This window comes from Micrococcus sp. GbtcB5, from assembly GCF_019091605.1.
Taxonomy (GTDB): Bacteria; Actinomycetota; Actinomycetes; order Actinomycetales; family Micrococcaceae; genus Micrococcus; species Micrococcus luteus.
The window spans coordinates 39,839-51,893 of the sequence record NZ_JAGXJK010000001.1; the positions used below are offsets into that span (position 1 = coordinate 39,839).

The following is a 12,055-nucleotide window of genomic DNA, read 5'->3' on the forward strand; positions in this document are numbered from 1 at the left end:
ACCCGAGAGGAACCCCATGACCCCGAACGCCCCCGCCCTCGAGCTGCTGCCCGCCGTCGACGTCCAGGACGGCCAGGCCGTCCGCCTCGTCCAGGGCGAGGCCGGCAGCGCCACCTCGTACGGCGACCCGGTCACCGCCGCCCTGGACTGGCAGCGCGCCGGCGCGGAGTGGATCCACCTCGTGGACCTGGACGCGGCCTTCGGTCGCGGTGACAACCGCGAGGTCATGCGCCGTGTGGTGGAGGAGATCGGCGTGAAGATCGAGCTGTCCGGCGGCATCCGCGACGACGCCTCGCTCGAGAACGCCCTCGAGATGGGTGCGGCGCGCGTGAACCTGGGCACCGCCGCCCTCGAGGACCCGGACTGGACCGCGCGCGTCATCGAGCGCTTCGCCGACCGGGTGGCCGTGGGCCTCGACGTGCGCGGCACCACGCTCGCCGCCCGCGGCTGGACCAAGGAGGGCGGCGACCTCTGGGAGGTGCTCGCCCGCCTCGAGGATGCCGGCTGCGCCCGCTACGTGGTCACCGACGTCACGAAGGACGGCACGCTCAAGGGGCCGAACACGGAGCTGCTCGCCCAGGTCTGCGCGAAGACCGCGAAGCCGGTCGTCGCCTCGGGCGGCATCTCCTCCCTCGAGGACGTTGCCGCGCTCGCGGCCATGACCGGCCAGGGCGTCGAGGGCGCGATCATGGGCAAGGCGCTGTACGCCGGCCGCTTCAGCCTGGAGCAGGCGCTGGCCGTCGCCGGCGGCGCCACGGTGGAGCAGGCGCGCTCCGAGCAGCCCGGCCCGGTCGCCCCGTGACGGGCTCGCACGACGACGGCGGCCTGGCCCGCGACGACGGGCTCGGTCCGATCGACGAGACGGTCGCGGTGCCGCATCCGGCGGCCCGGGAGCTGCCGGGGCACATCCGGGCCGCACTCGACCGCATGCGGGAGAAGACCGCGGGCGAGAACACCGCGGACACCGCGGGCGTCCCGTGGCAGGGCCGTGACCTCTCCGGCCCCGGCGTGGACGGCTCCGCGAACCCGTTGCACGTGTTCGACGAGGACGACGGCACCAGCCCGGCCGAGTGGACCGCCGTCATGTCGGCCCTGACGGACGGCTCCGCCGGTGAGCGGGAGGTGACGGAGGTGCTCGCGCGCATCCGCGTGTTCGCCGCCGTCGTGCCCACCCTTGCCGTGGACGAGGACGACGTCCACGACCACGCCGACCACACCGGTCACGAGCACGACGTCGCGGCGCACGGGGACAAGGCCGCGGACGTGGCCCTCGTGACCATGCGCGCGCCGGACGGCCGGCAGGCGCTGCCGGTGTTCACGAACGTGCCCGCGCTGACGGCATGGAACCCGGTCGCCCGACCCGTGGCCGTGTGGCTGCCGCGTGCCTGCCTGTCCGCCGTGGACGAGGGCTGTGAGCTCGTCGTCATCGACGCCGGCGCCGAGCACACGTACGTGGTGCGACGCCCGGCCGTGTGGTCGCTCGCCCAGCAGAGGGAGTGGACCCCCGCCTATCGGGACCAGGAGATCGCGGACGAGATCGCCGAGGTCGCCGACCTGGTCCCGAACCTGCTCAACCTGGGCCTCGCACCCGGGTCGGGGGTGGCCACGCACACGGGCTCCGGCGCGGTGATGAACGGAGGCGGGGCCGGGCCCGAGCTGCAGATCGTCGCGATGCCCACCCGGGACGCCGACGCGGCCGGGGTGCGCCTGATGACGGCCACGCTCAAGACCCTCCTGGCAGACCTGCCGCTGCTGGCCGAGCGGGCCGACTCCGTGGAGATCACGGTCCGCCGACCCTGATCGGTCGCCCGGCCTGTCCGGTACCGTTGAGGGGGAGGGGAGGGCCCGTGGTGGCCCCACCCCATCCTGGAGGCCGTGCGCCGCGCGCCGGCCCCATGCCTCCCATCCTCCGAGGAGTACCCATGAGAACCAGAACCTTGACCGGCGTCGCCACCGCGGCGCTGGGCGCGGTGGTGGTGGCCGGTGCCGGCCCCGCCCTCGCGCAGACCACGCTCACCCAGGGCTCGGCGATCACCGCGCCGGCCGGGGCGTGCAGTCTGACCATCGTCGACGACGCCACCGCCTACACCGCGGCCCACTGTGGTGCGGGCCAATGGCAGATCGGCTCGACCGTCCGCGACGTCGACGGCACCGCGATCGGCACCGTCTCGGCACTGCCCGGCGATTCGGGCGTGGACGCGGTCCGCGTGGCCCTGGCCGACGACGTCGACGTCGTGGGCGACTGGTCCACGCGGCCGGCCTCGTCCATCGGTGTGGGCGAGACCGTCTACACCCACGGCTCGTCCGTGCCGCTGGGCGCGCCGAACACCGTGTCCCACACGCAGACCTTCGAGGCCGCCACGGTCTGCGACGACGCGTACGCGGATCAGGTTGCCCTCGACACCGCCTCGACCTACGCCGGCGACTCGGGCGGGGCCGTCTATGACGCCCAGCAGCGGGTGGTCGGGGTCATCTCGGGCATCGCCCCGGTGACCTTCGACGCCGAGGGCAACGTGGTGGGCTGCGACGCCCAGGCGATGTCCTCGATCATGGTCCCGGTCGAGTCCCTCGACGCGCTGGACGCCTCCGCGGCGCCCGCCGCCGAGACCGCCGCGGCCGCGGAGACCGCTCCGGCCGCCGAGACCGCCCCGGCGATCGCCGACGTCGCGGGCCCCGTGGCCGACGAGGACCTGCCCACCGGCGGCGAGCCCGCCGTGGACGAGTCCGAGCTGACCGAGTTCACGCCGGCTGAGGAGGAGGCCATCGCGGCCGAGCTCAAGGCCCGCGCCGAGGCCGCCGCGGAGGAGGAGGCCGCCGAGGCGGCCCCCGCTGCTGAGGCCCCGGTCGCCGAGGCCGCTGCGCCGGGCGTGACCGACGTCGTGGCCGCGCCCGCCGAGGGTGTCGCCTACGGCACCCAGGTGGTCGCGCAGACGGATCAGGGCGGCTTCGCCTCCGTCACCGTCACGGCCTACGACGCCGACGGCACGGTCCTCGGCCAGGACGGCCTGGACCTCACCGGCGAGTACCGCGCCTGGCTGCCCGTGCCGGCCGAGGTGCCCGCGGGCGGCTCCGTGGTGGTCACCGTGGTCGACGCCGCCGGCGCCGCCACGGACGCCACCGTGACCCTGGGCGGTCAGCTGGTCGGCTGATCGATTCCGCCCCGAACGACACGACGAGGCCCGGTGATCCCGCACGGATCACCGGGCCTCGTCACGTCCCGGGGCGGCCCCGGCCAGGTGGGGACGCGGTCAGCACAGCCCCTCGAGCCGCCGCCCCAGGCGGGAGAAGATCCGGGTGAGGGACTCCGCCTCGCCCGGCGCCAGGTCGCCGAGGAAGAGCTCGTCCACCTGCCGGGCGTGCTCGATCGCGGCGCGCCGGAAGGCGGACCGGCCCTCGTCGGTGAGGACGGCCTCGAAGCCCCGCCGGTCACAGGCCACCGGGCGGCGGTCGATCAGGCCGCGGGCCACGAGCGTCTTCACCTGGTAGGTGATGCGCGACGGGGAGAAAACCATCCGGGACGCCAGCTCTCCCAGCCGGAGCCGGCCCTCGGGGGACTCGTAGAGGAGCAGCAGCAGGTTGTAGTCGGCCAGCGACATGCCGCAGTCCTGCTTCAGGCGGCGCTCCACCACCTCCGTGAGCATCTGGGTGGCCTCGAAGTAGGCGCGCCAGGCGCGCTTGGGCGGGTCCACCGGGCGGTGCGCCTCCGATGCGGAGCCGAACCAGCCGCCGTCGGGCTCCGCCGGCGCCGCGTCCTGCGCGGCGGGCTCAGGGGCCGGGGTTGAGGAGCTGCTCAAAGGGGGTCACCTCCAGGTCGATGTCCGCGGGCGCGGCGGCGCGTGCCCGCGGGGGGCGGCTCAGGGTGATCTCGGCCAGGTCGCGTCCGGCGGCCCGGATGCGGGACTGCAGCGGGTCGGTCCGCATCGAGGCCTGCACGCCGGCCGCCTCGCCCCAGTCGTCCGAGGCCGCGAAGACCGCGGTCGGCACGATGCGGGCCTTGAGGTAGGCGAACAGCGGCCGCATGGCGGTGTCGATCATGAGCGAGTGGCGGGCGGTGCCGCCGGTGGCGCCGAGGAGCACGGGCACCCCGACGACGGACGTGGGCTCCGCGAGGTCCCAGAAGGACTTGAACAGGCCCGAGTAGGAGGCCTTGTACGTGGGCGAGACCGCGATGACGGCGTCGGCCTGGGCGACCTCGTCCAGGGCGGCGCGCAGGGCCGGGGAGATGGCGAAGGTCACCAGGGCCTGCGCGATGTCCACGGCGAGCTCCCGCAGCGTGATCAGGTGGATCTGCGGGACCACGCCGTGCTCGGAGAGCGCCGCCGAGGCGGACTCCGCCATGCGTTCGGCGAGCATGCGGGTCTGGGACGGGTCCCCGGACCCGCCGGAGACCACGGCGAGGTGCCGGGCCTGCGGCGTGAACGGGGCGGAGGCATCGGGGGCGCCGGGGGTGGTCACTGCGCGGCACCGCCCTTCGCGGCATCGGCGGTGGCGCGCTGCTCGGCGGCCGCCGCGCGGTCGAGCTGGGCCTGCGATCCCTCCTTGCCGCCGGGCACGGGAGCCTCGCCGCGGCGGGCGCGTGCCACGAGGAACTCGTGGGTCGGGGCCGCCGGGACGTCGTCCGGCTTCAGAGCGTCGAACTCCTTGCGCAGCACGGGCAGGACCTCCTCGCCGAAGAGGTCGATCTGCCGCAGGACGGTGTCCGTGGGCAGGCCGGCGTGGTCGATGAGGAACATCTGACGCTGGTAGTCGCCCACCCAGTCGCGGAACGTGAGCGTGCGCTCGATGACCTGCTGCGGCGAGCCGACCGTCAGGGGCGTCATCCTCGAGAAGTCCTCGAGGGACGGGCCGTGGCCGTAGACCGGCGCGTTGTCGAAGTAGGGGCGGAACTCCGCCACGGCGTCCTGCGAGTTCTTCGCCATGTAGGCCTGGCCGCCCAGGGCCACGTACGCCTGATGGGCCTTGCCGTGGCCGTAGTACTCGTAGCGCTGGCGGTACAGGCGCACCATCTGGATGACGTGCTCCTTGTTCCAGAAGATGTTGTTGTGGAAGTAGCCGTCGCCGTAGTAGGCGGCCTGCTCGGCGATCTCGGGGGAGCGGATGGAGCCGTGCCACACGAAGGGGGCGACGCCGTCCAGGGGCTGCGGGGTGAGGGTGAAGTCCTGCAGCGGGGTGCGGTGGTTGCCGCTCCAGTCCACGGTCTCCTCATGCCACAGGCGGTAGAGGAGGTTGTAGTTCTCCACGGCGAGTTGGATGCCCTGGCGGATGTCCTTGCCGAACCACGGGTACACGGGGCCGGTGTTGCCGCGGCCCATCGTCAGGTCCACGCGACCGTCGGCGAGGTGCTGCAGGTACGCGTAGTCCTCGGCCAGACGCACCGGGTCCATGGTGGTGATCAGGGTCGTCGCCGTGGAGAGCTGGAGGGTCTCGGTCTGCGCGGCCAGGTAGGCCAGCAGCGTGGGCGGGTTGCCCGGGGCCACGAAGGGCGGGTTGTGGTGCTGGCCGGTCGCGAACACCTCGAAGCCCGCCTGCTCGGCGTGGCGGGCGATCTTGACGGTGTCCTTGATCCGCTGATGCTCGGTGGGGGCGGTCCCGTTCGTCGGATCGGCGGTGATGTCGCCGATCGTGAAGACGCCGAACTGCATGGTGTGCTCCTCAGTGTGCCCGGGGGCGGGTCTCACGGTGCCGGCCGCGCCGTCGCCGTGTTCTTCAAAAATGAACTATACCGCACAACGAGCCGCCCCGTCCTGAATATTCCGCAGGGCCCGACACGGCAGACTGGTCCCATGAGCCCCGCCTTCGACGCCGGTCGCCTCGCCCACACGGACGTCCTCATCCTGCAGCAGGTGACGAGCTTCCTGTCCAACGACATCCAGGTGACGGACCCGGACGGGCGCACCGTCGTCTCGGTGGTCACTACGGGCGGGGGCCTGGGCCGAATGCTGATGGGGAACCGCAGCTTCGACGTGGTCGACGGTGACGACGGCCGCGTGCTCTTCCGCCTCGCCGACCCGGCCACGTTCGGCCGCGACCGCTTCGCGATCCTGGACGCCGACGGGCTGCCCTTCGCCAACCTCGTCCGCCAGATCGCGTTCCTGCGGACGTCCGTGAGCGTCGAGGTCGTGGACGGCACGTGCTTCGCGGTGACCGGCGACCTGTGGGACCACGACTACACCATGACCGTGGGGCAGCGGCCGATCGCCCGCGTGACCGCGCAATTCGGAGGTGTCATGAACGCCCTGGCCGGGCGCTCGCGGTACGAGATGCGCCTGGACCCCGGCATGCCGCCCGTGGTGCGCTGCGCCGTGCTCGGCACGGCCATCGCCCTCGACCTGATCCGGGCCAAGGACCGGCGCAGCAACGGCTGAGTCCGCCGAGCGCGCGGCCGTCTCGGCGGCGCCTCCGGGGCGTGCCTTGACGCCTCCCATAGGATTCGACGGTGGACTTCGGAGCGTACGGACGGCTGTTGCAGGACCCTCGGATCCGCCATCTGCTGGCGGTGGGGTTCATCGCCCGCTTCCCGCACACCGCGGCCGGGGTGATCCTCACCCTCCACGTGGCGCTCACGCTGGGCCTGGGCTACGGCCAGGCCGGCCTGGCCGGGGCGGCGATGACGCTGGGCATCGCGGTGGGCTCGCCGTGGCGGGGCCGCGTGGTGGACGCGAAGGGGCTGCGCCGTGCACTGCTGCCCTCCGTGATCGCGGAGGCCGTGATCTGGCCGATCGTCCCGTGGCTGCCGTTCTGGCCGATGCTCCTGGCCGTGTTCCTGGGCGGCGTGTTCTCACTGCCGATCTTCTCCGTCGTCCGGCAGGGACTCGGCGTGCTCACCCACGGCAAGGACCGGCAGACGGCGTTTGCCCTGGACTCCATCGTCACGGAGACGATCTTCATGATGGGCCCGGCGCTGGGCGCCGTCGTCGCGGCCACGTGGTCGAGTGCCCTCGGCCTGACCATCGTCGGCCTCTCCAGCGCGCTGGGTGGCATCCTGCTGATGTGGTTCAACCCGCCGACACGGTCGAGTCAGCTGGCCGTCGTCGGACCGGCGACCGAGGATCCCTACACCGAGGAGCAGGACCGTCAGGAGGCGATCGCCCAGGCGGTGACCGCCGCGCCCATGCACGTGGAGATGGCCGCCCCCAGCCTGGCGACCGGTGCGCTGCCGGCCATCACGGAGGCCATCCCCCTGGTCACCGGGTCGCTGCCCGTCATCGCCGCGGACGGCTCCGGGCCGACGACGGCGCCGCGCCGGGCCCGGGCCGAGCGGCTGCGGCAGTGGCGGCGGACCCACTTCTCCTGGGTCGGGCCGGAGGTGCTCGGTGTGCTCGTGGTGTCGATGGCGGCCGGGATCGTCATGGTCGGCACCGAGGTCTCGATGGTGGCCGAGCTGGAGTCGCAGGGCGCCGCGGCGTCGGTGGGTCTGGTGTACGCGTTCTGGTGCGGCGCCTCCGCCGTGGGCGGGCTCTTCTATGGGGCCTGGGGCCGCCAGGTGCACCCGTACCTGCTGATGGCGCTGTTCGCCGTGGCGACGGTGCCGCTCGCGCTCGTGGACGGGGTGTGGGCGCTCGCGCTGGCCTCGATCCCCTCGGGTCTGCTGACGGCGCCGACCCTGGCCTCGGCCTCGTCCCGGCTCTCGCACCTCGTGGTGGAGGAGCGGCGCGGCGAGGCGATGGGCTTCTACGGCTCGGCCATGACCGCCGGCGCCGCCATGGGCGCCCCGCTGGCCGGCGTGTTCATCGACGGCGTCGCCCCGTCCGCGGGCTACGTGTTCGCGGCGGCCGCGGGCTTCGTGCTCGTGCTGCTGGCCGCCCTGGCGACGGTGATGCGCGGGCGGCGTCCCGCCTGAGCCGGACCCGCTCCGCGCGTCAGGCCAGGAGCTCGTGGATGCGGCGGACCAGCACGGCGGTGAGGTCCGCGTCGAAGTCCGCGGTGGAGGAGTCCATGAACAGGTGCCGGTCCGTGTCGTACTCGAAGAGGTCGGCGGGGCGGTCCGGGTGCTCGGCGGTGGCCGCGTAGGAGCGGGCGGTCTCGAGGTCGCCCTCGAGGGCCCAGGGGTCGCGGGTGCCGAGGTGGATCTGCAGGGCGGTGTGGGGCTGCCAGAGCGGGGCGTAGGCGTCGAGGGCCAGGACGCCGGCCATGGCGATGCACGCGCGGAAGCCGGGGACCACCTGGGCGGCACGCCAGGCGGGCATCACGCCCATGCTGATGCCCGCGACGACGGAGGCCTCCTGGTGCTCGGCACACGCCCGCATGCCGCGTCGGCCGATCTCCTCGAAGCCGAGGTGCTGGGCGTGGGCGACACCCTCGTCCACGGTGGCGAACGTGCGGCCGTCGTAGAGGTCAGGGGTGTGGACGGTGTGACCGCCGCTGGCGATCTGTTCGGCGAGCGCGCGCACGCCGTCTGTGAGACCGAGGGCGTGGTGGAAGAGGACGATCTGCGCCATGGGTCAGAGCGTAGACCGCGGTGAGCGGCTGCCCCAGAGTGCGGGTGGGTGATCGGGGGCGAAGAAGAGAGGTGGCTCGCGTCTGTCGCCACGGGTGAGTTGGCGCTCATTGCGTGGAGGGCAAGCGCAGTGCTTCCCCGACTGGTGCCCTGGGTTCTCGTCTCGGCGGCCCCAGGACAGCACCGTCTCAGTCTTCACGTCGCGCGGTCGGAGACTGCGCGAGCGAGCGGCGAGGAATCTTCTGCATGAGTGCCGAGGCACTCGTGCGATCGGTCACGGGGCTGCTCGAGGCAGGAGCGGGCAGCGGCCTCCTGGCCTCATCCGTCCTGCGACCTTCGGGACGTCTTCGCCGGACGATGCCGCGGCCGCTTCGGACGTACGGCGACGAAGGGGCGCCCTGTCCGACTGCTCCTGGCGACCTCGACCACGGCATCCACGTTCGACGGAGGACGGGAGAACGTCTCGCCGGGTGGACGTCGGAGCTGAGTCCACCGTTCCGCTGCGGTCACACGGGAATCGCCGTCAGTGCGGTCACGCCGGGGCGGGAGACGCGAGCTGGCAGGGCATGCCGGGTTCGGGGACGGCGGGACTGATGTGCACGGCCCGCCCCGGCAGGGGCTCGACCTCGGTCAGCCGGGGCCAGATGAGCCGGTGCTCGGCGTTCGTCCCGGCCGGCACGAAGAAGCGGTGGGGCAGGTGCAGCAGCAGCCGGCCCGTCGCCAGCTCTCGGCCGCCGAACACCGCCAACCGCAGGCCGGCGGCGGTCGGACGGCCGAGCCAGTCGTGCACGTCCTCCTCGACCGTGCGGTAGGTGTCCCCGACGCGCAGGCCGGACCACGCGTTCCAGCCCGTGATCACCGCCGTGCCGCCGGCGGCCGCGAGCTCGCGCAGGCGGGCCAGGGCGGCCTCCCCGGCCCCCTCGGCGTCCGGGGTCAGCACCGGCGTCCCGGACCGCGCGGCCGCCGCGGCCTCCCCGGTGCCGTCCAGCACGGCCACCGGCCGGCCGCTGCGCAGCGCCACTTCGACGACGGCGGCCAGCGTCTCCGCGCGACCGCCCGCGGCCTCGACGATCCATGCGGTGCGTCCCTCCGCGCCGGTCGGCCACCGCCAGGGACGGTGCCGGCCGTGGGCCGCGTCGTCGAGCAGGGCCAGGGCCGTGGCCTCGGCCCGGCGAGCGCGGTCCGGCACCCAGCGCTCCGGCAGGGCGGGGGTGACCACGGGCGGGGGTGTGGGCCAGTCACCCGCCGCGTAGTTCTCCACCAGGACCGAGACGACGGCCTCCCAGGGGGCGACGGCCGGGGCGGCCGCGGCCTCGCCCAGCCGCCGCCACACGGGCGTGCCGCCGTCGACCGTCCACTGGGATGCGCGGAACGAGACCGTCGGGCGCCCCGCCGTCGAGAGGATCGCGGAGCCGGGGCGACGCGGGTCGAGCCGGGCCGCGGCGGCCGTGCCCACGAGGTCCCACGACTCCTGCTCCGTCGCGGTGCGCAGGGCGATCGTGCTGCCCAGGTTCGAGCGCAGGTCCGAGCCCACCGCACCCGTGGCCCGCTGCGTGGCCAGGATGAGGTGGAAGCCGAGGGAACGGCCCGTGGCGGCCAGACGCTGCAGGACGGCGGCTGCGTCCGGGTGGTCGTCCACGAGCACGCGCAGTTCGTCGATCGCCACGACGAGCCGAGGCAGCGCCGCGTCCGGATGGCGGCGGCGGAAGCCGGGATAGTCGCTGACCCCGGCCTCCGCGAAGAGGGCCTCGCGGCGATTCAGCTCCGCCCGGATGGCGCTCAGCGCCCGCAACGAGGCCGTTCCCACGTGGTTGGTCTCCAGGCTCATCGTGTGGGGGAGCGCGCCCAGCGGACCGAACGACGCACCGCCCTTGAAGTCCAGCAGCAGGAACGCGACCTCGGCCGGCGGGTGGTGCGCCGCGGCCCCCAGCAGGAGGGACAGCAGGAGATCCGACTTCCCGGATCCCGTGGTGCCCGCGATGAGCAGGTGCGGCCCGTCGGCGGCCAGGTCCATCTCGACGACGCCCGTCTCGTCGCCGCTACGGGCGAGGGTCACGGTGAGCCCGTCGACGGCATCGCGGGCGCCCACCTGCCCCGGTGGTGTGAGCGTGCCGTCGCCGTCGTCGGCGGGCAGCAGGCCGAGGTCCACGACGTCGTCGGCCAGCTCGGTCAGCCAGGCGACCAGGGTGCCGTCGGCGAGGCCGTCGGCGGTCACGTCCTCGAAGCGCTGTTGTTCGGCCGGGACCACGACGGTGCGCCCGCGCAGGTCGACGACGGCGTCCCCCGGCGCAGGCGACGGCCCGGTGAAGTCGTACCGCGTCCAGGGCAGATCCGCCCGGGCCGTGGGCGTCGTCCCCGCGTCGCCGCCGATGGCGGCCCGCCACGCTCGCCACGCCGGATCCAGTGCCGCGTCCTCAGGAGCCGACACCAGCAGCCGCGGGCCGGACCCGCCCGACCACCAGGTGCGGCGGACTCCACCGGCCTCCACCACGAACGCGCCGTCGGCGGCCACCGCGTGCCGCAGGAGCTGGAACACCGCCCACCGGCAGGCCCCGGCCACATCGCGCGGCGGCCCGAGCACGACGACGCGCGACTCCGGCGGTGACGTCGTCATCACGGTGCGCCGCGACGTGACGGCCTCCACCCATGCCTCGTCCGGGTCGTCCCGCGACAGGGACAGCGCCCCGACGCCGGAACCCCACGAGACCGCCACGGCCTCGTCGGCCCCCGACGTCAGCCCGAAGCGGTCCGTCGCGCCGGAGCGGACGGCGCGGGCCACCGCACCGGGGCTCAGTGCCGCCTGAGCCCGCCGGCGCACGAGCGCGTCCGCGCGGGCGGCGAGCAGCCGCGCATGCCGCAGCCGGGTACGGCGCTGCATCGCCAGCATGACCAGCGCCACCGTCACGGACAGCACACCGAACAGCAGGAACACCGGGTTGCCCATCATCAGGACCAGGGCGACCCCGAGCACCAGCGGGCCCAGGGCCGCCACCAGCGGGATCACGACGGACTGCCGGGCCGGTGGGGATCCGAGGTCGACGGCGGGCGGCTCCGGCGTGACCGGCCGCGGCAGGGCGGCCCCGGGCCCGCGGACCAGGCCCAGGGCGGTCCGGCCCACAGGGAGCGGGCTGCGGCCGTCCCACAGGCGTCCGGTGTCCCGAGGACCGTCGTGGACGTGCAGCCCGGTGGGCGCGAGCCGCAGACGCATCGGCCGCGACGGGGCAGAGGGGTCGTCCAGCAGCAGCCGCGCCCCACCGCGTCCCGTGCTCAACCCGCCCTCCCCCAGAGGGACGAGGCGGCCGGCGTCGGGTCCGTGCTCGGTGACCACCGCGAGCTCCGGCCCCCGGGCCGGTGCACTCCCGACCCGTTCCGCGTACGTCACGCTGCGCGGCCCGGCAGCGCACCGGTGCAGCGACCGGGCGGGAAAACGTTCCCGCACCGCCCGGTCCTGCTCGTCCGCGTCGGCGGGGAAGTGCTCCACCCGCCATGTCTCGGGAGCGGCCCCGCCCAGGATCCGCACGCTCCAGGCCATCCCCGCCCCTCCCTCCTGAGACCGGCGACCGGCCCGTCCGGCCGCCTGGGGACGACCCTGCCACGGCCTGATGGCGGCTCGGGCGG

Annotated in this window: 10 protein-coding genes; 5 read left to right on the forward strand and 5 right to left on the reverse strand. The window is 74.2% G+C overall.

All coding sequences use genetic code 11. The features are described 5' to 3' along the window. Positions 1–16: 16 nt before the first annotated feature. From priA to KVS67_RS00200, 3 genes are all read left to right on the forward strand, one after another. Positions 17–802, forward strand: coding sequence for a bifunctional 1-(5-phosphoribosyl)-5-((5-phosphoribosylamino)methylideneamino)imidazole-4-carboxamide isomerase/phosphoribosylanthranilate isomerase PriA (gene priA / locus KVS67_RS00190; protein ID WP_036313998.1), 786 nt, complete (start codon positions 17–19; stop codon positions 800–802). Continuing rightward, on the forward strand, positions 799–1,800 hold the full coding sequence (locus KVS67_RS00195; protein ID WP_020628148.1) for an SseB family protein: 1,002 nt from the start codon (positions 799–801) through the stop codon (positions 1,798–1,800). The genes priA and KVS67_RS00195 overlap by 4 nt, the downstream gene beginning before the upstream one ends. Before the next feature lie 122 nt (positions 1,801–1,922). Further along, complete coding sequence (locus tag KVS67_RS00200; RefSeq protein ID WP_223247523.1) at positions 1,923–3,149, forward strand: trypsin-like serine protease; 1,227 nt, start codon at positions 1,923–1,925, stop codon at positions 3,147–3,149. Positions 3,150–3,248: 99 nt separating this feature from the next. Here the strand turns inward: KVS67_RS00200 and KVS67_RS00205 are convergent, their stop codons facing one another. From KVS67_RS00205 to KVS67_RS00215, 3 genes are read right to left on the reverse strand one after another with little or no spacing between them, the layout of a single operon-like run. Next, positions 3,249–3,794, reverse strand: a complete 546-nt coding sequence (locus KVS67_RS00205) for a MarR family winged helix-turn-helix transcriptional regulator (RefSeq protein WP_020628146.1) — start codon at positions 3,792–3,794, stop codon at positions 3,249–3,251. After that, positions 3,766–4,455: an FMN reductase gene (locus KVS67_RS00210; protein WP_020628145.1), complete on the reverse strand. Its 690-nt coding sequence runs from the start codon at positions 4,453–4,455 to the stop codon at positions 3,766–3,768. The genes KVS67_RS00205 and KVS67_RS00210 overlap by 29 nt, the downstream gene beginning before the upstream one ends. After that, positions 4,452–5,642 (reverse strand): LLM class flavin-dependent oxidoreductase, encoded by a 1,191-nt coding sequence (locus KVS67_RS00215; RefSeq protein WP_036313995.1) that lies wholly within the window; start codon positions 5,640–5,642, stop codon positions 4,452–4,454. Before KVS67_RS00215 ends, KVS67_RS00210 begins: the two co-directional genes overlap by 4 nt. A 141-nt stretch (positions 5,643–5,783) precedes the next feature. Between KVS67_RS00215 and KVS67_RS00220 the strand changes: the two genes are divergently transcribed. Further along, entirely contained in the window at positions 5,784–6,365 is a 582-nt protein-coding gene (locus KVS67_RS00220; protein ID WP_044658580.1) for an LURP-one-related/scramblase family protein, read from the forward strand. Between the two features lie 71 nt (positions 6,366–6,436). Continuing rightward, positions 6,437–7,840 carry an MFS transporter gene (locus KVS67_RS00225; protein WP_036339096.1) on the forward strand — a complete coding sequence of 468 codons (1,404 nt, stop codon included), beginning with the start codon at positions 6,437–6,439 and terminating at the stop codon, positions 7,838–7,840. A gap of 19 nt (positions 7,841–7,859) precedes the next feature. On the opposite strand, the gene KVS67_RS00230 is transcribed toward KVS67_RS00225, so the two are convergent. Both KVS67_RS00230 and KVS67_RS00235 read right to left on the reverse strand, forming a co-directional pair. Beyond that, entirely contained in the window at positions 7,860–8,438 is a 579-nt protein-coding gene (locus KVS67_RS00230) for a dienelactone hydrolase family protein (protein ID WP_036339098.1), read from the reverse strand. A gap of 531 nt (positions 8,439–8,969) precedes the next feature. After that, positions 8,970–11,969 carry an FtsK/SpoIIIE domain-containing protein gene (locus KVS67_RS00235; protein ID WP_217564666.1) on the reverse strand — a complete coding sequence of 1,000 codons (3,000 nt, stop codon included), beginning with the start codon at positions 11,967–11,969 and terminating at the stop codon, positions 8,970–8,972. Positions 11,970–12,055: the final 86 nt, after the last annotated feature.